General features: G+C 76.0%; 22 protein-coding genes. 14 read left to right on the top strand and 8 right to left on the bottom strand.

Annotated features, from left to right (window positions below):
• Window position 1: 1 nt before the first annotated feature.
• Complete coding sequence (locus ACZ4W5_RS14860; protein WP_465654735.1) at window positions 2-442, bottom strand: ATP-binding protein; 441 nt, start codon at window positions 440-442, stop codon at window positions 2-4.
• A 162-nt stretch (window positions 443-604) separates the two neighbouring features.
• On the opposite strand from ACZ4W5_RS14860, the gene ACZ4W5_RS14855 reads away from it, so the two are divergent.
• The 4 genes from ACZ4W5_RS14855 (at window position 605) to ACZ4W5_RS14840 (ending at window position 3,387) form a co-directional block, all read left to right on the top strand.
• Window positions 605-1,183, top strand: a complete 579-nt coding sequence (locus ACZ4W5_RS14855; RefSeq protein WP_465654733.1) for a DUF5753 domain-containing protein — start codon at window positions 605-607, stop codon at window positions 1,181-1,183.
• Complete coding sequence (locus ACZ4W5_RS14850; protein ID WP_465654732.1) at window positions 1,180-1,389, top strand: DUF397 domain-containing protein; 210 nt, start codon at window positions 1,180-1,182, stop codon at window positions 1,387-1,389. The genes ACZ4W5_RS14855 and ACZ4W5_RS14850 overlap by 4 nt, the downstream gene beginning before the upstream one ends.
• 238 nt (window positions 1,390-1,627) lie before the next feature.
• Window positions 1,628-2,047 carry a YciI family protein gene (locus tag ACZ4W5_RS14845; RefSeq protein ID WP_465654730.1) on the top strand — a complete coding sequence of 140 codons (420 nt, stop codon included), beginning with the start codon at window positions 1,628-1,630 and terminating at the stop codon, window positions 2,045-2,047.
• Window positions 2,047-3,387 carry an RNA polymerase sigma factor gene (locus ACZ4W5_RS14840; RefSeq protein ID WP_465654728.1) on the top strand — a complete coding sequence of 447 codons (1,341 nt, stop codon included), beginning with the start codon at window positions 2,047-2,049 and terminating at the stop codon, window positions 3,385-3,387. Before ACZ4W5_RS14845 ends, ACZ4W5_RS14840 begins: the two co-directional genes overlap by 1 nt.
• A gap of 79 nt (window positions 3,388-3,466) precedes the next feature.
• On the opposite strand, the gene ACZ4W5_RS14835 is transcribed toward ACZ4W5_RS14840, so the two are convergent.
• Window positions 3,467-3,544: a hypothetical protein gene (locus ACZ4W5_RS14835; protein WP_464336931.1), complete on the bottom strand. Its 78-nt coding sequence runs from the start codon at window positions 3,542-3,544 to the stop codon at window positions 3,467-3,469.
• 148 nt (window positions 3,545-3,692) lie between these two features.
• Window positions 3,693-4,220, bottom strand: coding sequence for a cupin domain-containing protein (locus tag ACZ4W5_RS14830; RefSeq protein WP_465654726.1), 528 nt, complete (start codon window positions 4,218-4,220; stop codon window positions 3,693-3,695).
• A gap of 99 nt (window positions 4,221-4,319) precedes the next feature.
• On the opposite strand from ACZ4W5_RS14830, the gene ACZ4W5_RS14825 reads away from it, so the two are divergent.
• Window positions 4,320-4,967 carry a hypothetical protein gene (locus ACZ4W5_RS14825; RefSeq protein ID WP_465654725.1) on the top strand — a complete coding sequence of 216 codons (648 nt, stop codon included), beginning with the start codon at window positions 4,320-4,322 and terminating at the stop codon, window positions 4,965-4,967.
• A 46-nt stretch (window positions 4,968-5,013) separates the two neighbouring features.
• Here the strand turns inward: ACZ4W5_RS14825 and ACZ4W5_RS14820 are convergent, their stop codons facing one another.
• Together ACZ4W5_RS14820 and ACZ4W5_RS14815 are read right to left on the bottom strand one after the other, a co-directional pair.
• Window positions 5,014-5,574, bottom strand: coding sequence for a DinB family protein (locus ACZ4W5_RS14820; protein ID WP_360232191.1), 561 nt, complete (start codon window positions 5,572-5,574; stop codon window positions 5,014-5,016).
• A 130-nt stretch (window positions 5,575-5,704) separates the two neighbouring features.
• Window positions 5,705-6,616 carry a LysR family transcriptional regulator gene (locus tag ACZ4W5_RS14815; RefSeq protein WP_465654723.1) on the bottom strand — a complete coding sequence of 304 codons (912 nt, stop codon included), beginning with the start codon at window positions 6,614-6,616 and terminating at the stop codon, window positions 5,705-5,707.
• A 65-nt stretch (window positions 6,617-6,681) separates the two neighbouring features.
• On the opposite strand from ACZ4W5_RS14815, the gene ACZ4W5_RS14810 reads away from it, so the two are divergent.
• From ACZ4W5_RS14810 to ACZ4W5_RS14785, 6 genes are all read left to right on the top strand, one after another.
• Window positions 6,682-7,467, top strand: a complete 786-nt coding sequence (locus ACZ4W5_RS14810; RefSeq protein ID WP_465654721.1) for an NAD(P)-dependent oxidoreductase — start codon at window positions 6,682-6,684, stop codon at window positions 7,465-7,467.
• 216 nt (window positions 7,468-7,683) lie between these two features.
• Window positions 7,684-8,907 carry an MFS transporter gene (locus ACZ4W5_RS14805; protein ID WP_465654719.1) on the top strand — a complete coding sequence of 408 codons (1,224 nt, stop codon included), beginning with the start codon at window positions 7,684-7,686 and terminating at the stop codon, window positions 8,905-8,907.
• A gap of 303 nt (window positions 8,908-9,210) precedes the next feature.
• Window positions 9,211-10,038: a BPL-N domain-containing protein gene (locus ACZ4W5_RS14800; protein ID WP_465654717.1), complete on the top strand. Its 828-nt coding sequence runs from the start codon at window positions 9,211-9,213 to the stop codon at window positions 10,036-10,038.
• Between the two features lie 253 nt (window positions 10,039-10,291).
• Entirely contained in the window at window positions 10,292-11,554 is a 1,263-nt protein-coding gene (locus ACZ4W5_RS14795) for an FAD-dependent monooxygenase (protein ID WP_465654715.1), read from the top strand.
• Between the two features lie 56 nt (window positions 11,555-11,610).
• On the top strand, window positions 11,611-12,381 hold the full coding sequence (locus ACZ4W5_RS14790) for a MerR family transcriptional regulator (protein ID WP_465654714.1): 771 nt from the start codon (window positions 11,611-11,613) through the stop codon (window positions 12,379-12,381).
• Window positions 12,378-12,575: a hypothetical protein gene (locus ACZ4W5_RS14785; RefSeq protein WP_465654712.1), complete on the top strand. Its 198-nt coding sequence runs from the start codon at window positions 12,378-12,380 to the stop codon at window positions 12,573-12,575. The genes ACZ4W5_RS14790 and ACZ4W5_RS14785 overlap by 4 nt, the downstream gene beginning before the upstream one ends.
• A 19-nt stretch (window positions 12,576-12,594) precedes the next feature.
• Here the strand turns inward: ACZ4W5_RS14785 and ACZ4W5_RS14780 are convergent, their stop codons facing one another.
• Window positions 12,595-13,011, bottom strand: a complete 417-nt coding sequence (locus ACZ4W5_RS14780; protein ID WP_350509502.1) for a VOC family protein — start codon at window positions 13,009-13,011, stop codon at window positions 12,595-12,597.
• Window positions 13,012-13,075: 64 nt separating this feature from the next.
• A complete protein-coding gene (locus ACZ4W5_RS14775; protein WP_360232389.1) occupies window positions 13,076-13,426 on the bottom strand; it encodes a helix-turn-helix transcriptional regulator in 351 nt (116 codons plus the stop codon).
• Between the two features lie 147 nt (window positions 13,427-13,573).
• Between ACZ4W5_RS14775 and ACZ4W5_RS14770 the strand changes: the two genes are divergently transcribed.
• On the top strand, window positions 13,574-14,674 hold the full coding sequence (locus ACZ4W5_RS14770) for a PP2C family protein-serine/threonine phosphatase (RefSeq protein WP_465654710.1): 1,101 nt from the start codon (window positions 13,574-13,576) through the stop codon (window positions 14,672-14,674).
• Here ACZ4W5_RS14770 and ACZ4W5_RS14765 read toward each other — a convergent pair.
• Window positions 14,671-15,219, bottom strand: a complete 549-nt coding sequence (locus ACZ4W5_RS14765; RefSeq protein WP_465654709.1) for a hypothetical protein — start codon at window positions 15,217-15,219, stop codon at window positions 14,671-14,673. The two genes, ACZ4W5_RS14770 and ACZ4W5_RS14765, sit on opposite strands and share 4 nt — an antisense overlap.
• A 154-nt stretch (window positions 15,220-15,373) precedes the next feature.
• Here ACZ4W5_RS14765 and ACZ4W5_RS14760 point away from each other — a divergent pair, with 154 nt between their 5' ends.
• Both ACZ4W5_RS14760 and ACZ4W5_RS14755 read left to right on the top strand, forming a co-directional pair.
• Window positions 15,374-16,018: a carbonic anhydrase gene (locus tag ACZ4W5_RS14760; RefSeq protein WP_465654707.1), complete on the top strand. Its 645-nt coding sequence runs from the start codon at window positions 15,374-15,376 to the stop codon at window positions 16,016-16,018.
• A 145-nt stretch (window positions 16,019-16,163) separates the two neighbouring features.
• Entirely contained in the window at window positions 16,164-16,799 is a 636-nt protein-coding gene (locus tag ACZ4W5_RS14755) for a flavin reductase family protein (protein WP_465654705.1), read from the top strand.
• Window positions 16,800-16,811: the final 12 nt, after the last annotated feature.

The following is a 16,811-nucleotide window of genomic DNA, read 5'->3' as shown; positions in this document are numbered from 1 at the left end:
CTCACGGCTTCCTTCCGTGTGAGGCGGCGGGCGCGCATTCGCACCACACCACCTTCCCCACCCCGCCCGGGCGCGGGAAGCACCCCCACTCGCCGGCCAGGGCCGCCACCAGGAGCAGCCCGCGCCCTCCCCCGGCGGCGGGGTCGGGCCGCCGGGGCACGGGTGGCCGCTCGCCCGCGTCGTGCACCTCGATGCGCAGCCGGGTGGCGTTCAGATCGAAGGACACCCAGATCAGCCGCCCCGGCAGGCCCGAGTGGAGGACGGCGTTGCCCACCAGCTCCGAGGTGAGCAGCTCGCCGACCTCGCGGTAGCGGTCGCCGTCCGCCACCGTGGCGAGCAGCTCGCGCAGCATCCGCCGCGCGAGCGACGGCGAGCGGCGCGATCGCGGGAACCAGCAGCCGCGGTGGGCGGACGGACTGACGGGCGCATCGGTTTCAGGCATGGCGGAGCCACCTCCGGTGGGGTTGGGGATCAGGATCGGGCGAGAACGCCCGGCAACGGATCGAGGCATGACGAACCGACCGTTCACGAGCGCCTGGCCGAGCTTGCTCGCACGGCCAACAAACGGCGGCGCGGCAGTGGCTGGTGGAACGAGTACGGCGACGTGCTCGCGGACACCTACCGCGACTTCGTCGCACTGGAGGCCGTGGCGTCCTCGGTGCGCACGTTTCAGAGCCAGATGATCCCGGCACTGTTGCAGACCCCGGACTACGCACGCGCGCTCACCGCGGCGGGCCGCCGCTGGAAGCGGCCGGAGGAAGTCGAGCAGTTCGTGACCGTTCGCTTGCGGCGGCAGGAACGCTTGACCGCCGACCCGCCGCTGTTCCTCTCGGTCGTGCTCGCCGAAGGTGCTCTGCGCCAACAAGTCGGCGGGCCTGCCGTCCTGCGGGATCAGCTCGCGCACTTGGCGCATGCGGCATCATTGCCCAACGTGACGATCCGGGTGGTTCCGTTCAGCGTCGGCGCGCACGCCAGCATGGCCGGGCCCTACGTGATCCTGGGATTCCCTTCCGAGGCCGCGATGGATGTCGTTCTGCTGGACAACCCGTCGGGATCCATGTGGCTCGAGGGTGCGACGGAGGTGCAGGCGTACTCGGAGCTTTGGGACGATGCCTCCACGAAGGCACTGCCGCCTACGGAATCCCTGCAACTGATCACCTCTATCAAGGATCTCGACGCATGAGGCACATACCCGACTTCTCCACCGTCACTTGGCGCAAGAGCTCGTTCAGCGGCCCCGACAACGAATGCGTCGAAGTCGCGGACGGGCTCCCGGGCGTGCTTCCCGTCCGCGACTCCAAGGACCCGCAGGGGCCCTCGCTCCTCTTCAGCGCCGACGCCTGGAGCGCCTTCATCGCCGCCGTCCGCGCGGGGGACTTCCCGGCGTAGGAAGTCGGCCGGGCCGACTTCCTGTGCAGGGAGCCGGCGGATGCCGTTGGGCGGCCCGGCCCGGGCGAACCTGGCCGGGCCGCCGTTGCTGTGCGCTCCCCGGGCGGCGGGGCGGCCGGGGGCTGTCGGCGGGAGGGAATATCGTCCGTCTTCGTCGAGCGTGTCGATCCACGGGCGCGCCGTTCGACCTTGGGTTGGAAGGGGCCGGAAGGCGGCCCCCCGTCGAAGGAGGTCTGTGATGGCGAAGTACATGCTGATCATGCGGGGCACGGACGAGTCCATGGCGAAGATGATGGAGATGCCCTTCGAGGAGATGCTGGAGACCGTGGGGCGCTTCAACGAGGAGCTGATCCGGGCGGGCGTGCTGGTGGCCGCCGAGGGGCTGGACGACCCGTCGCAGGGCGTGGTGGTCGACTACAGCGGGGAGACGCCGGTGGTCACCGACGGCCCGTACGGGGAGACCAAGGAACTGTTCGGCGGCTTCTACCTGATCGACGTGGCCTCCAAGGAGGAGGCCGTGGAGTGGGCCAAGCGGATGCCGGCCCTCCCCGGCTCCAAGTGCGAGGTGCGCCGGGTGCCGAGCATCGAGGAGTTCCCGCAGGACAACGAGTGGATCGTCAAGGAGCGGGCCTGGCGCGAGCGCACCGGCCAGCTCTGATGCCCGCAGCCACCGACGGCCCCGGCAGCCCGCCGGACGCCGAGGCCGCCCGGCGGGCCGTCGAGGCGGTGTGGCGGATCGAGTCCGCCCGGATCGTGGGCGCACTCGCCCGCTACACCGGGGACTTCACGCTGGCCGAGGACGTCGCCCAGGAGGCACTGGCCGAGGCCCTGGTCTCCTGGGCGCGCGACGGCGCCCCGGCCAACCCGGTGGGCTGGCTGCTGGCCTGCGCCCGGCGCCGGGCCATCGACGCCTTCCGCCGCGCCTCGGCGCTGGACGAGCGCTACGCCGCGCTGGCCGGCGGCCTGGCCGAGGGCCAGTTCAGCACCGGCTCGGCGACCGGGCCCGAACCGGCGCCGGAGCTGCCGTTCGACCCCGACCGGGTCGACGACGACGTCCTCGCCCTGATGTTCACCGCCTGCCACCCGGTGCTCTCCCCCGAGGCCCGGGTGGCGCTCACCCTGCGGGTGGTGGGCGGCCTGTCCAGCGAGGAGATCGCCCGGGCGTTCCTGGTGCCGGTGCCCACCGTGCAGGCCCGCATCACCCGCGCCAAGAAGACCATCGCCGCCGCGCACGTCCCCTTCGAGCTGCCGCCGACCCGGGAGCGGCGGGCACGGCTGGGCGCCGTCCTGAGCGTCCTGTACGTCGTCTTCACCGAGGGCTCCACGGCCACCGCCGGCGCCGACCTGCTGCGCACCGACCTCGCCTACGAGGCGCTGCGGCTGGCCCGGACGCTGGCCGCCCTGCTGCCCGAGGAGCCCGAGGTGCACGGGCAGCTCGCCCTGTTCGAGCTCACCGCCTCGCGCTTCCCGGCCCGCACCGGCCCGGACGGGGAGGCGGTGCTCCTGGAGGACCAGGACCGGCGCCGCTGGGACCACTCGGCGATCCGCCGCGGCCTGGCGGCCCTGGGCCGGGCCGCCGCCCTGGGCCGGGCCGCCGCCCTGGGCCGGGGCCTGGGCCCGTACGGCCTCCAGGCGGCGATCGCCGCCTGCCACGCGGCGGCGCCGTCGGTGGCCGACACCGACTGGGAACGGATCGTGCTGCTCTACGAGGCGCTCGGCCGGGTGGCGCCGTCCCCGGTGGTCGAACTCAACCGGGCGGTGGCCGTCGCGATGGCCGAGGGACCGGGACCGGCGCTCGCCCTGGTCGACGACCTGGCCGTCTCCGGGCGCCTGGCCGGCTCCCACCTGCTGCCGGGCGTGCGCGGCGAACTGCTGACCCGCCTCGGGCGCACCACCGAGGCCCGGGCGGAGCTGGAACTCGCCGCCCGGCTGTGCCGCAACACCCGCGAGCGGGCGGTGCTGCTGCGCAAGGCGGCCGCGCTCGACTCCGTGGGGTGACCGTACCGCCCCGGGGTGACCGTACGGCCCCGCGTCCGGTTGTCGGACGCGGGGCCGTACGGCTCTGCCGTTGAGCCGTTCAGCACTGCGGCCGGCGGCCGTGGTTGGCCCCGCGCCTGGCCCGGGCCTTCTTCTTGCGGCGGCGCTTCGACGACATGGCGACTCCTCTCGCAACCGGCCCCCTGGTCCCCCGGCCTTGGGGCCCCCGGCCTTCCACCGTTCCACACCCGGGCCGCCCCGGCCCGTCGAAGGGCCCCCGCCGCCCTCGCCGCCCCCCTCGCCCCCCTCTCCCCCGGGCCGAACGCTCAGGCCCGGCCCGCCAGGGCGGCGCGCCAGGCGGGGCTGTCCACGTAGTGGTTGTCGAAGCGCTCGGCGGAGGCGGCGATCGCCCCCGGGTCGGCCTCGCCGCGCATGACCGTCCCCAGCAGGCGCAGGTAGTCGAAGCGGTCCATGCCGGGGGCGAACACGAACAGCACGTCGGCCTCGGAGCCCGGGGCGGCGGCGAAGGCGTGCGGGGTGTTCGGGGGCACGGCCAGGAAGTCGCCCGCGTTCAGGACGGTGACCTCCTCCCCGACCAGGACCCGCAGCGAGCCGCTGATCACGAAGAACAGCTCCGTGGCCCGGGTGTGGAAGTGGGCCGGGGCCCCGACCGCGCCCCGGGCGAAGGCGGAGCGGTAGACGGTGAAGCCGCCCTCCCCCGGGGCCGTCTCGGCGAGCAGGGTCATGGTGGCGCTCGGGTCCGCGCAGGTCTCGGCCTCGCCGTGGCGGGCCAGGACCGGGGCGGTGGCGGGGGCAGCGGGGGCGGTGGCGGTGTTCTTCTTCGTCGTCGTCATGTGACCAGGCTAGGAGCGGAAAGACCCACGATCAGGGGGCAATCGATCACCGTTTCCATGGGTCAATTCCGTTCGCGGGGCCCGTGGCAGACTGCCCCGATGACGACCGCCGCACCGAACGACCCGCCGAACGACCCGCCGAACGCCGCGCCGACCGACGACGAACTCCTGGACCGCCAGCGCGCCCTGCAGGCCGAGGCCGACGCCGTCCACGCCGATCTGGGCCTGGACGCCCTGCTCGGCGCGCTCGGCACCCCGGTGCGGGTGGGCAGTTCGGCCCTGGGCCTGATGGTGCGCCGGGACCTGGACGTCACCGTGGTGTGCCCGCGCCTGGACGCCTCCGTCCACGAGCGGGTGGCCGCCGCCGGGGCGCGTCTGGCACTGCACGAGCGGGTACGGCAGGTGCGCCTGCGCAACGACACCGGCGCCTGGAACGAGGACCCGGCCGCCTACCCCGACGGCCTCTACCTGGGCCTGGACCACCGCTGCCCGGCCGGGTACGACTGGACCCTCGACCTGTGGTTCGTCGACGACCCCGACCGCCAGCCCGACCTCGCCCACCTGCGCGACCTGCCCCCGAGGCTCACCCGGCAGACCCGCACCGCGATCCTGCGGATCAAGCACGCCTGGGCCGACCGCCCCGAGTACGGGCGCAGCGTGCGCAGTTGGGGGATCTACCGGGCCGTCCTGGACGAGGGGGTGCGCACCCCGGAGGAGTTCGAGCGCCACCGCGCCGGGCTCTCCTGAGACTCTCCCGAGCCCGTCGTCCGCCGCCCGCCGTCCGCCGGGTCCGTCACTGGCCCACGCGGCCGTCCACGCACTCGCGCAGCAGGTCGGCGTGGCCGCAGTGGCGGGCGTACTCCTCGATGCGGTGCACCTGGAGCTCCCGGACCGAGAGCCGCTGCTTGCCGAGGCGCTCGCCGAGGTCCGGGTGGGCGGCCAACGCGGCGTCCAGGGCGGCCTGTTCGCGTTCCAGGTCGCGCCAGGCGGCCTCGACCAGGGCCGGGTCGGGGAGCGCTCCGTCGAAGTCGGCGTCGCGGGGGCCGTAGAGCTTGGGCTGCGGCTCGTCCTCGCGGATCCAGTTGTGCCAGTGGCGTTCCACCTCGGCCAGGTGGCGCACCAGGCCGAGCAGCGACATGGTCGAGGGCGGCACCGAGCGCCGGGCGAGCTGCTCGGCGTCCAGGCCCTCACACTTCATCCGCAGGGTGTGGCGGTAGTTGGTCAGGTAGTCCTCGATGGTGGCGGCTTCGCCGTCCGGGGAAGGGCCTTCGCTGTTGCGCGGGTCGTCGGCCGGGTCGGCCCACATGTCGGGGTAGACGGTGGCCTGGGTCCATCGCTCGGGTCGCTCGCTCATCCCCGCATGCTCGCCCACACTCCCGTCGCGTTCAACCCGGTTTCCCTGCGGCCGGATTCGGGACTGCCGGCCGGTTCGGGGGCGGCGGGCCGGTTCGGGGACGGCGGACCGGTTCGGGGGCGGCGGGCCGTCAGTCGCGCCGGCCGGCGCGCGCCGCTTCGCGCAGGAAGCCGAGGAAGCCCGTCACGGCGGGTGGCACCCGGCGGCCCCGGAGGGTGGCGGTGCGGACGTGGCGCACGGGGGTGTCCTGGGGGTGGAGGGGGACCAGGGCGATGTCGGGGCGGGCGGCGCGGGCGGCCAGGGCGGGGATCAGGGTGGGGCCCAACCCTGCGGCTACCAGGCCGAGTTTGGCGGCCCAGGCGCCGACGGCGTACTCGATGCGGGGCTGGAAGCCGCTGCGCAGGCAGGCGGCGAGCAGGGTGGATCCGGGGTCGCGGCGGGCGGCGATCCAGGGTTCGTCGGCGAGTTCGGCCAGTCGCAGGCGGCGCCGGCCGGCGAGCCGGTGGCCGCGCGGGAGGGCGACCAGGACGGGGTCGCGCAGCAGCGGGCGCAGGTCGAACTGGTCGGTGTCGTAGGCGTCCTGGGGGTTCTCGGCGTAGGAGGCGACCACGGCGAGGTCGATGGTGGCGTCGGCGAGGCGCTCCAGCAGGTGGGTGCTGAGGCCTTCGGTGAGGGTGGTCTCGACCTGCGGGTGGGCGGTGCGGAAGGCGGCGAGGGCGGCGGGGACGAGTTCGGCGTTGGCGCTGTCGAAGGCGCCCACCCGCAGGCGTCCGGCGTCGAGTTCGGTGAGGGCGACGAGGTCGCGGCGGGTGGTGTCGAGGCGTTCCAGCAGGGCCTCGGCGTGCGGGAGCAGGGCGCGGCCGTGTTCGGTCAGCCGGACTCCGCGGGCCAGGCGGTCGAACAGCGGGGCGCCCAACTCGGCTTCCAGGGTGGCGATCTGGCGGGAGACCGCGGACTGGGTGAAGCCCAGGCGCTCGCCGGCGGCGGTGAAGGAGCCCAGGTGCGCGACGGTGCGGAAGACGTCCAGCCAAGCCATGTCCATTGGGCATGAATACCATGCGAGACATTCGTTTGTCGCCTGGCTCGGGAGTGCCTAGCGTGGGGGCCATGGAAAAGATCGCCTTTCTGGGCCTGGGCCGGATGGGGCTGCCGATGGCCCGTCGCCTGGCCGCCGCCGGCTACCCGTTGACCGTGTGGAACCGCACGCCCGGCCGGGCCGACGGCCTGACCGAGGCTTCGAGCCCGGCCGAGGCCGTGGCCGGGGCCGGCATCGTGGTCACGATGCTCTCCGACCCGCAGGCCGCCGCCGAGGTCGCCGGACGCTTCACCGCCGCGCTGGCCCCCGGCACCCTGTGGATCGACATGTCCTCGATCGGCCCGCGCGCCGTCGCCGGGCTGCGCGGGCAACTGCCGGACGGCGTGGCCCTGGTGGACGCCCCGGTGCTGGGCAGCGTCGGCCCGGCCGCCCGCGGCGAGCTGACCGTCTACGCGGGCGGCGAGGACGTTGACCTGGAGCGCGCCGAGCCCGTGCTGTCCCACCTGGGCCGGGTGCGGCGCTGCGGGGGCCCCGGTGCGGGGGCGGCGTTGAAGGTGGTGGTGATGGGCGCGATCGTCACCTCGGTCGCGGTCCTGGACGAAGTGCTGTCGGTGGCGGGCGAGTTGGGCGTGCCGCGGGAGCAGGCGCTGGAGGTGCTGGCGGCCGGGCCGCTCGCGGGGGTGGTGGCCCGGGCGCGCAGCACGGAGTCGGACTTCCCGGTGCGGCTGGCCGCCAAGGACCTCGCCCTGGCGGGCGGCGGCCCGCTGCTGGCGGCGGCCCGTCAGGCGCTGCTGGCGGACCCGTCGATCGCGGACCGGGACCTGTCGGCCGTGGTGCGGGCGCTGCGGGAGGACTGAGCCCCGTGGGGGCGGAGCGCCCCGGGCCGGGCCCGAGGCGGCGGCCGGGCCCGAGGCGGCGGGCGGGCCCGGGGCGGAACGGGCCCGGCTCGGAGGAACGTCCAGCCCCGGCCCGCCCCCGGCGCGGGCCACTTGGTGGCCGCCGCCGATGGCCGAGCGCGCGTGTCGTCCGGTGTAGTGGGGGCGTCCGCGCCGACCACCGAGGAAGGGCGCCCCTTGTCCGCTCGCAGCGCCGTGCACGGCGTCGTCCGACTCGCCGGGCCGCGGCTGCCCCTGGTGTCCTTCCTCGCCCGGCTGCCCGCCGCGCTGTGCCCGACCGGGACGCTGCTGATGGTGACCGCGCTGGACGGGGTGGGCCGCGGCGGGGTGGTGGCGGGCCTGCTGTGGGGCGGGCAGGCGATGGGCGGGCCGCTGCTGGGCCGGCTGGCCGACCGGCGCGGCCACCGTCCGGTGATCCTGGCGGCGTCGCTGGCCAACGCGCTGCTGACGGCCGCCCTGGTGGTGGCCTCGGTCGCCGGCCTGGCGCCGGCGGTGCAGGCCGGGTGCGCGGCGCTGGCCGGTTTCACCGTGCCGCAGATCGGGCCGCTGTCGCGCACCCGCTGGATCGCGCTGGCGGGCGGGCGCCGGGACGGCCACCAACTGGTCGGCCCGGCGCTGGCCTTCGACGCGGTGGTGGACGAGACGAGTTTCGTGGCCGGCCCCGCCCTGGTCGGGGTGCTGGCCTGGGCGGTGCATCCGGCGGCGGGCCTGGTGTGCGCGGCGGCGCTGATGGCGCTGTTCGGCACGGTGTTCGCGCTGGACCCCACGGCTCCGGCGGCGGTGGCGCGCGCGGTGGCGGCGGGGCGGGTGCTCTCCGGGCCGCTGCTGGTGCTGGTCGCCGTAACGGTGCTGCAGGGCGTGGTGTTCGGCGCCGCCAACACCGGCGTGCAGTACCTGGCCCGGGGCGACGCGGGCGTCGGCGGCCTGGTCTGGTCGGCGATGGGGGTGAGCAGCGCGGCGGCCGGGGTCGTGCTGGCCTCGTTCGCGGAGCGTTTCGACCTCACCGCGCGGCTGCGCACGGCGGTGGCCGCGCAGGCGGTGCTGCTGCTGGGGCTGCTGCCGGTGGGCGGGGTGGCGGGTGCGGCGGTGGCGGTGGGGGCGGTCGGGTTCGCGGTGGCGCCGGCGCTGATCGCGGTGTTCGGGCTGGTGGAGCGGGTCGCGCCGGCGGGTCGGATGGCGGAGGCGATGACGCTGCTGGGCAGCGGGCTGATCGCGGGGCAGGGCCTGGCGGTGACGGGGGCGGGGCCACTGGTCGGCACGTACGGCCACCTCGCGGCGTTCGCGCTGGCCTGTGCGGCCGGGGCGCTGGCCCTGCTGCTGGTGCTGGCGCTGGTGCGGCTGCGGCGCTTCCCGCCGGCCCGTCCGGCACCGGCCCCGCTGGCGGCGGCCGCGGCCTCCTGACACCCGCGGCCTCCTGACGGCCAAGCCTTCGTGACGCCCGCGCCTTCGTGATTCCCGCGCCTTCCTGGCTCCCGGGGCCGTCAACCGCGTGCCTCCTGCGGATCCCCCCGGGGCCGGTCAACCCCCAGCCCCCCGTTCACCCGGTCAGGGGGGCTGGTGTGCGGGCCGGGGGGCGTGGGCCGTAGCGTCGTGGCGGCGGACGGTGACGGCCCGGGGAGGGCGGCAGGAGTGCAGGTCATGAGGGCTGGACGGGCTGGAGCGGCTGGACGGGGCGGAGCGGCCGGACGGGCGGGACGGGGCGCGGTGGCGTTGGCGCTGGCGGCGGTGGTGCTGGCGGCGTCGGCGTGCGGGGCTCCCCCCTCCGGGGCCGGCCCGGACAGCGCCGACCTGGCCGCACGGGCGCCGCGCGCGGACGCGACCGGCGGGGTGGCGCCGGATCCGGACGGCCGTCCGGTGGCGCTGGTCTACCGGGGCCCGGCGGCCTGCGAGGGCTGCCCGGAGGCGGCACACGACCTGCTGGAGCACGACGGCTACGCGGTGCGCTACATCGGGCCCGCGGAGGAGGTCCGCTTCGGCCCGGACGCGCTGTCCGGCGCGGCGCTGTACGTGCAGCCGGGCGGCACCAACGGGCAGGAGGTGTCCACCGCCTGGCGCCTGTTGCAGCGTGACCCGGGCTTCTCCCCGGAGCTGGTGCGCGCCTACGTGCGCGGCGGCGGGCACTACCTGGGGCTGTGCATGGGCGGCTACCTGGCCGGCCACGACCCCGGCTACGGCCTCCTGCCGGGCGACTCCGGGCAGTACATCGACTCCCGGGGCGCCACCGTCACCGACGAGCAGGACCACCTGGTCGACGTCTCCTGGCGCGGGCAGCCGCGGCGGATGTACTTCCAGGACGGCCCGTACTTCGACGTGGAGGGCCCGGACGCGCGGGTGCTGGCCCGCTACACCAACGACCGGGCCGCGGCCGTGGTCGCCCCGTACGGCTCGGGCCGGGTGGCGGTCACCGGCCCGCACCCGGAGGCCCCGGCCGACTGGTACCGCGACTACGGCCTGCCGGACGAGTCGCCGACCGGCCTGGCCCTGGGCGAGGACCTGGTGCACACCCTGGTGGGCACGGAGCCGAAGTCCTGAACCGGGCCCCGGCCCCCACCCACCCCTGACGTGCCCCCGAGCCGACCCCGACCCCGTCGGCCCAACCCCCGCGCGCACTAGTGCACCGGCCGGCGCCCCCGGAGGCCGCCGGCCTGGGCCGGGCCCGCCCCAGCAGCCGGGGAACCACCCCCCGAGCCGACCCCGAAGCGCCCTAGTGCACTAGTGCAGCAGCCCCAAATCACCGCAGAACACGGCTTGTTGAGCTCCATGCGTACGCCGTACGGTTGCAGGCATGGAGAACACCGACATCCTCGTCTCCGGCGCCGGCATCGCCGGCCCCGCCCTCGCCCACTGGCTGCGCCGCCACGGCTTCCACCCCACCGTCGTCGAGCGGGCCCCCGCCCCGCGCCCCGGCGGGCAGGCCGTCGACCTGCGCGGCGCCGGACGCACCGTCATCGAGCGGATGGGCCTGATGGAGCGCGCCCGCGCGTTGTGCGTGGAGCAGCGCGGCATCGCCCTGGTCGACACCCGCGGCCGGCACACCGCCCGGATGCCCGTGGAGCTGTTCGGGGGCGAGGGCATCGTCTCCGAGCTGGAGATCCTGCGCGGCGACCTCGCCGAGCTGCTCCGGCAGGCCACCGACGGCGTCGAGTACCTGTACGGCGACACGGTCACCGCCCTGGCCGAGGACGCCGACGGCGTCACCGTCGAGTTCGAGAACTCCCCCGCCCGCCGCTTCCACCTGGTCGTCGGCGCCGACGGGCTGCACTCGGCGGTGCGCCGCCTGGCCTTCGGCGCGGAGCCGGAGCACTACCGCCCGCTCGGCGGGCACCACTGCTGGTTCACCGTCCACGACCCGGCGCTGGCCCGCGAGTTGGACCGCTGGTTCCTGATGTACAACGCCCCCGGCGGGCTGGTCGCCACCGCCCGGCCGGGCCGGCTGCCCGGGGAGGTCAAGGCCTCCCTGGCCTTCCGCTGCGGCCCGCTCGCCCTCGAGCGCGGCGACGACGCCGCCCGGCGCCGCCTGGTCGCCGACCGCTTCGCCGGCGCCGGCTGGCAGGTGGAGCGCCTGGTCGCCGGGATGGCCGCCGCCGACGACTTCGCCTTCGACTCCTTCGGCCAGATCCACCTGGAGCGCTACAGCCGCGGCCGGGTCGCGCTGCTCGGCGACGCCGGCTACAGCCCCAGCCCGCTCACCGGCCTGGGCACCAGCCTCGCCCTGGTCGGCGCCTACCTGCTGGCCGGTGAACTCGCCGCCGCGGCCGGTGACTTCACCGCCGCCTACGCCCGCTACGAGGAGCTGATGCGCCCCTACGTGACCCGCGCCCAGGAGCTGCCGCCCGGCGGCGTCGGCGGCTACGCCCCCGACAGCGCCCTGATGATCCGCCTGCGCGCCGCCTCGATGCGCTGGATGGGCCGCTGGCCGCTGCGCGCCGTCCTGGCCGCCCAGTTCGCCAAGGCCGGCGACATCGCCCTGCCCGACTACCCACTGCCCGCCTACCCGCTGCCCGACAACCCGCCGGCCGCCCACCCGGCGCCCGCCCGCACCACCTGAGGCGCGCCCCTCGGGGGGCTTGCACCTCACGCGACGTCAGGAGGGATGCTCGTGCCATGCCCTCCTCCGAACAGACCTGGAAGGTCGGCCCGCTCGCCGAGGCGAGCGGACTGACCGTGCGCACCCTCCACCACTGGGACCACCTCGGCCTGCTCTCCCCCTCCCGGCGCACCGCCTCCGGCCACCGCGCCTACACCGAGCGGGACGTCGTGCGGCTCTACCAGATCCTCGCCCTGCGCCGCCTGGGCCTGGGATTGGAGACCATCGCCACCTGCCTGGACGCCGGCGTGGACGCGCGGCGCCTGGTGCGCGAGCACCTGGCCGCCACCGAGGCCTCGCTGGCCGCGCTGCAGGAGCTGCGCGAGCGCCTGGACCACCTGGACGGCGAGCTCGCCGCCGAACGCGAGCCCGGCACCGAGGACCTGCTGCGCCTGGTGCGGGCCACCGGCGCCACCCGGCCCGCCGCCGACGAGGCCCTGCGCCGCCACCTCGACGAGGACCAGCTGCACGCCCTCGCCGACCACGCCGCCGCCCTCGGCCCGGCCGCCCACTACCTGCTGGAGGTCGAGTGGCCCCAGCTCTACCGCCGGGCCGAGGCGCTGCGCGCCGCCGGCACCGATGCGGCCGACCCCCGGGTGCGGCGCATCGCCGCCCGCCTCGACGAGCTCTCCCGCCTGTTCAGCGGCGGCGACACCACGCTGTCCGCCGCCGTGCGCACCGCCTGGCGCAAGGACCCGGCCGCCCTGTCCGGCGACCCGGCCGCCCCGGCCGACGCCTGGGCCGACCTGCGCACCTTCCTGGACCGGGCCCGCGGAGCCGCCTCGTGATCCCCCGTCGGGCGCGGCTGCGCATCGCCCTGTCCAGCACCCTGCCCGTCCTGGCGGTGACCGTCCTGGTGCTGTTCCCGCTGTCCGTGGCCGGTCTGCTGCCCTGGTCGGTGCCGCCGGCCGTGCTGCTGGCCCAGGCGGTGCAGGCCTGGCTGGTCCTGCACCGCCTGGGCCGCCCCACGGGCGGGTCCTGAGCGCCGCTCGGGCCGACGGCTACGCGGCGCGCGGCTGGTTGAAGCGCAGCATGTTGCCCGCCGGGTCGCGGAAGGCGCAGTCGCGCACGCCGTAGGGCTGGTCCATCGGTTCCTGGAGGACCTCGGCGCCGGCGGCGCGGATGCGCTCGAAGGTGGCGTCGCAGTCGTCGGTGCGGAAGATGACGCCGCGCAGCAGCCCCTTGGCGAGGAGTTCGGCGGCGGCCCGGCGGTCGTCCTCGGAGGCGTGCGGGTCGGCCAGCGGCGGTTCCAGGACGATCTCCACCCCGGGCTGCTCGGGCGAGCCGACGGTGACCCAGCGCATGCCCTCGAAGCCGACGTCGTTGCGCACCTCGAAGCCGAGGACGTCGCGGTAGAAGGCGAGCGCCTTGTCGTGGTCGTCGACGGCGATGAAGCACTGTGCGAGTTCGATGCTCATGGGCATCAAGTTACGGGAGCGGGGCCGCCCTTCGCCTCACATGCGGCGCCTCAGGTACGGCGCCTCAGGTTCGGCGCACCGGGCGGGTGCGGATCTTGGCGATGCAGGCGGGGATCGGCTCGCCGTCGGCGTGGTCGCGGGCGCGGTAGGCGCTGGGGCTCTCGCCGACCAGTTCGGTGAAGCGGCTGCTGAACGAGCCCAGCGAGGTGCAGCCCACGGCCATGCACACGTCGGTGACGCTGAGGTCGCCGCGGCGCAGCAGCGCCTTGGCCCGTTCGATGCGGCGGGTCATGAGGTAGCTGTACGGGGTCTCGCCGTAGGCGGTGCGGAAGCTGCGGGAGAAGTGGCCGGGCGACATCAGCGCGGTGCCGGCCAGGGCGGGCACGTCCAGCGGCTGGTCGTACTCGCGGTCCATCCGGTCGCGGGCCCGGCGCAGCCGGACGAGGTCTTCGAGGGGTACGCGGGTGGGCACAGCAGCCACCGTACCGGGCCGCTCGGACACTCTCCCCCGCCCGGCGGCGGCCCGCTCGCGCCCGCGGGGCCTGGCCGACCACCCTGGAGGGTGGCCTCCGACGACGAACCGCCCGCCCCGCGCGCGCCCGGCGACCGGGCGGTGGCGCTGGGCGTGCTGGCCGCCACCGCGCTGGTGCTGGCCGTCCAGGCGTTCAGCGGCTCCGGGTCGCGTCTGGTGCTGCTGCTGGTGTTCCTGCCGGCGCTGCTGGCGGGTCTGGGCACGGTGGCGCAGACGGTGGCCGCCTCGCTGTGGGTGACGGCGGTGGTGGCGGTCCACTCGGCGCTGTACCCGCCCTCGGACCTGCCGGCCCGGCTGGGCACCCTGCTGGGGGTGGTGGCCGCGGAGGCGGCGGTGATCGGCCTGTGCGCGCGGCGGGTGCGGCACGAGGGCGAGCTGTTCCGGATGCGTCAGAGCGCGGTGGCGCTGCAGCGCCAGCTGCTGCGGCCGCTGCCGGTGCGTACGGCGGAGCTGGAGCTGTACGGGCTGTACCTGCCGGTGGCGCAGGACACCCTGGTGGGCGGGGACCTGTACGACGTGGCGCAGACCCCGTACGGCACCCGGGTGCTGGTGGGTGACGTGCAGGGCAAGGGGCTGCGGGCGATCGGCGCGGGCTTCGCGGTGCTGAGCGCCTTTCGGGAGGCGGCGTTCCGGGAGGCGGAGCTGACGGCGGTCGCGGACGCCCTGGAGGCGGCGGTCGAGCGCCACAACGCCTACGCCGTGCAGAGCGGGGAGCAGGAGCGGTTCGTCACCGCGACGGTGCTGTGCGTGCGCCGTGGCGCGCACGTGCGGGCCGTCGACTGCGGGCACCTGGCGCCGTGTGTGCTGTGGCCGGACGGCCGGGTGGAGGCGGTGGAGCTGCCCGGCGGGGTGCCGCTGGGCCTGGCGGCGCTGGCCGGGCAGCCGCGCGCGGTGGGGCGTTTCGCGCTGCCCGGGGAGGGGGTGCTGGTGCTGCTCACCGACGGCATCACCGAGGCGCGGGACGCCTCGGGGGCGTTCTACCCGGCCGAGCGGGAGCTGGCGGCGCTGGCCGGTGTGCCGGCGGCCGAGCTGCCCGGGGCCCTGGAGCGCGGTGCCCGGCGCTGGAGCGGCGGGCACCGCCGTGACGACGTCACGGTGCTGGCCCTGCGCCGCACCACCGGCCCCGGTTAGGACGTGCGCGGGCCGCGGGCGAGCAGCGGGGCGGTGCCGTCGTGCGGCAGGACGACGAGGTAGCGCCAGGGGCCGTCCTCGGCCAGGGCCAGCGCGAGGGTCCGCGCGGTGGCGAAGGCCGCGGCGGCGGGGGCGGCGCCCTCGGTCAGTTCGTCGAGGCCCGCGTGCGGCGCCAGGGAGTCCGCGGGGCCGTCGAGCCACGTGGGGACGGGCGCGCCGCGGCGCAGCGCGGCCAGCAGGTCCGTGCGCAGCGGCCCCTCGGCGGCGTCCAGGACCTGTTCGTGCAGGCGTTCCTGGACGCCGGGGCGGGGCGGGGCGGTGGCGGCGAGGTGCTGGCAGCGCGGGCAGAAGCGGGCGCCGATGCGGATGCCGAACAGGTGGCGGTAGCGGGCGATGGTGCGTGGCTGCTCCTGGCACAGCGTCCGGTCGTCGCCGACCGCGGCGTGCTCCGGCTCGTCCGGTTCGCCCTTGACGATGCAGGCCCCGAAGTGGGCGGGCTGCCGGGCGGTGGCGAAGGACCAGCCGGTGTGCGTGTCGGTGTTCATGCGCGGGACCCTCCCACGGCGGCCGGGGCGCGGGCATCCGCTTTTCCTGGTGCCCGGCCCCGGCCCCCCGGCCCCCCAGCCCCCCTGCCCGCCGGCCCCCGGCCCCCTGGCCCCCCGGCTGCGGCTGCCGGCAGCGGCGATCTAGGGTGGCGCCATGATCTCCTCTCCGATATCCGGCCCCATATCCGACCCGATATCCGACCCTGCCGAGGCGCTGCGGGTGCTGTTGGAGGGCAATGCCCGTTTCGTCGGGGGCAGCCCCGAGCACCCCAACCAGGACGCCGGGCGGCGGGCCGCGCTGGCGCCGGCGCAGAAGCCCTTCGCCGTGCTGTTCGGCTGTTCGGACTCCCGGCTGGCCGCCGAGATCATCTTCGACCGGGGCCTGGGTGACCTGTTCGTGGTGCGCACCGCCGGTCATGTGACCGGTGCGGAGGCGCTGGGCAGCATCGAGTACGGGGTCGCGGTGCTGGAGTGCCCGCTGGTGGTGGTGCTCGGGCACGACTCCTGCGGCGCGGTGGCGGCGGCGCTGGACTCCCTGGAACAGGGCAGGCTGCCCGGCGGGTTCGTGCGGGACGTGGTGGAGCGGGTGACGCCGAGCGTGCTGTCGGCGCGGGCGGCGGGCATCGAGGACCCGGACGCGATCGTGGACGAGCACATCCGCCAGACGGTGGACCTGCTGCTGGAGCGTTCGCAGCTGCTGGCCGCCAAGGTCGCCGAGGGGCGGGCCGCGGTGGTGGGCCTGTCGTACCGGCTGACCGACGGCCAGGCCCGTAGGGTCGCCGTCCGCGGCCTGGGCTGACCGCCGGCGCGCAGGCGCGGCGGGTACGGAACGCCGTGTCCGATCCCCGCCAGCGCCGGGGCGCGGGCGGGGGCAGAGTCGGTGGCCGGTCGCGGACCGTCCGGTCCGGGCCACCGACTCACCCGAGGCGAGGACGGCTCTTCCCGTGCACAAGGTCACCGATCTCAAGGTCCTGTACTTCGGCACCCCCGTGGTGCTGATCGGCTCGCGCAACGAGGACGGCGGCGCCAACCTGGCGCCGATGTCCTCGGCCTGGTGGCTGGGCCAGTCCTGCGTGCTGGGCCTGGGCAACAGCTCCCAGACGTCGATCAACCTGCGGCGCGAGGGCGAGTGCGTGCTCAACCTGCCCTCGGCGGCGCAGGTCGACGCCGTCGACGCGCTGGCGCTGCTGACCGCCAACCCGCGGATCTCCGAGTACCGGCTCGCGCAGGGCTACCGGCACGAGCGGGGGAAGTTCGCCGCCGCGGGGCTGACCGAGCTGCCCGGCGAGCTGGTGCGGGCGCCGCGGGCCGCCGAGTGCCCGGTGCAGCTGGAGTGCCGGCTGGAGGAGGCCAGGGCGCTGGCGGGCAACCCGGGGTGCACCGCCTTCGAGGTCTCGGTGGTGCGCGCGCACGTGGACGAGCGGCTGATCGTGCCGGGCAGCGACCACTACGTGGACCCGGTCGGCTGGGACCCGCTGATCATGAAGTTCTGCGAGTTCTTCGGCGAGGGCCGGCGCCTGACGCCCTCGCGGCTGGCGGAGGGCTGGCAGATGCCCGGCCGCCTGCCGGCCGCCGTGTGACGGCGGCTCAAC

This window comes from Kitasatospora sp. NPDC029367 (assembly GCF_055569135.1).
The sequence above is the reverse complement of the archived record's forward strand: the minus strand, read 5'-3'. Positions and strand labels throughout refer to the sequence as shown.

What these genes read in the sequence shown, in the direction of transcription:
- ACZ4W5_RS14860 (WP_465654735.1), bottom strand. Translation starts at nt 442, where the DNA reads ATGCCTGAAACCGATGCGCCCGTCAGTCCGTCCGCCCACCGCGGCTGC.
- ACZ4W5_RS14850 (WP_465654732.1), top strand. Translation starts at nt 1,180, where the DNA reads ATGAGGCACATACCCGACTTCTCCACCGTCACTTGGCGCAAGAGCTCG.
- ACZ4W5_RS14845 (WP_465654730.1), top strand. Translation starts at nt 1,628, where the DNA reads ATGGCGAAGTACATGCTGATCATGCGGGGCACGGACGAGTCCATGGCG.
- ACZ4W5_RS14840 (WP_465654728.1), top strand. Translation starts at nt 2,047, where the DNA reads ATGCCCGCAGCCACCGACGGCCCCGGCAGCCCGCCGGACGCCGAGGCC.
- ACZ4W5_RS14835 (WP_464336931.1), bottom strand. Translation starts at nt 3,544, where the DNA reads ATGTCGTCGAAGCGCCGCCGCAAGAAGAAGGCCCGGGCCAGGCGCGGG.
- ACZ4W5_RS14830 (WP_465654726.1), bottom strand. Translation starts at nt 4,220, where the DNA reads ATGACGACGACGAAGAAGAACACCGCCACCGCCCCCGCTGCCCCCGCC.
- ACZ4W5_RS14825 (WP_465654725.1), top strand. Translation starts at nt 4,320, where the DNA reads ATGACGACCGCCGCACCGAACGACCCGCCGAACGACCCGCCGAACGCC.
- ACZ4W5_RS14820 (WP_360232191.1), bottom strand. Translation starts at nt 5,574, where the DNA reads ATGAGCGAGCGACCCGAGCGATGGACCCAGGCCACCGTCTACCCCGAC.
- ACZ4W5_RS14815 (WP_465654723.1), bottom strand. Translation starts at nt 6,616, where the DNA reads ATGGACATGGCTTGGCTGGACGTCTTCCGCACCGTCGCGCACCTGGGC.
- ACZ4W5_RS14810 (WP_465654721.1), top strand. Translation starts at nt 6,682, where the DNA reads ATGGAAAAGATCGCCTTTCTGGGCCTGGGCCGGATGGGGCTGCCGATG.
- ACZ4W5_RS14795 (WP_465654715.1), top strand. Translation starts at nt 10,292, where the DNA reads ATGGAGAACACCGACATCCTCGTCTCCGGCGCCGGCATCGCCGGCCCC.
- ACZ4W5_RS14790 (WP_465654714.1), top strand. Translation starts at nt 11,611, where the DNA reads ATGCCCTCCTCCGAACAGACCTGGAAGGTCGGCCCGCTCGCCGAGGCG.
- ACZ4W5_RS14780 (WP_350509502.1), bottom strand. Translation starts at nt 13,011, where the DNA reads ATGAGCATCGAACTCGCACAGTGCTTCATCGCCGTCGACGACCACGAC.
- ACZ4W5_RS14775 (WP_360232389.1), bottom strand. Translation starts at nt 13,426, where the DNA reads ATGGACCGCGAGTACGACCAGCCGCTGGACGTGCCCGCCCTGGCCGGC.
- ACZ4W5_RS14765 (WP_465654709.1), bottom strand. Translation starts at nt 15,219, where the DNA reads ATGAACACCGACACGCACACCGGCTGGTCCTTCGCCACCGCCCGGCAG.
- ACZ4W5_RS14760 (WP_465654707.1), top strand. Translation starts at nt 15,374, where the DNA reads ATGATCTCCTCTCCGATATCCGGCCCCATATCCGACCCGATATCCGAC.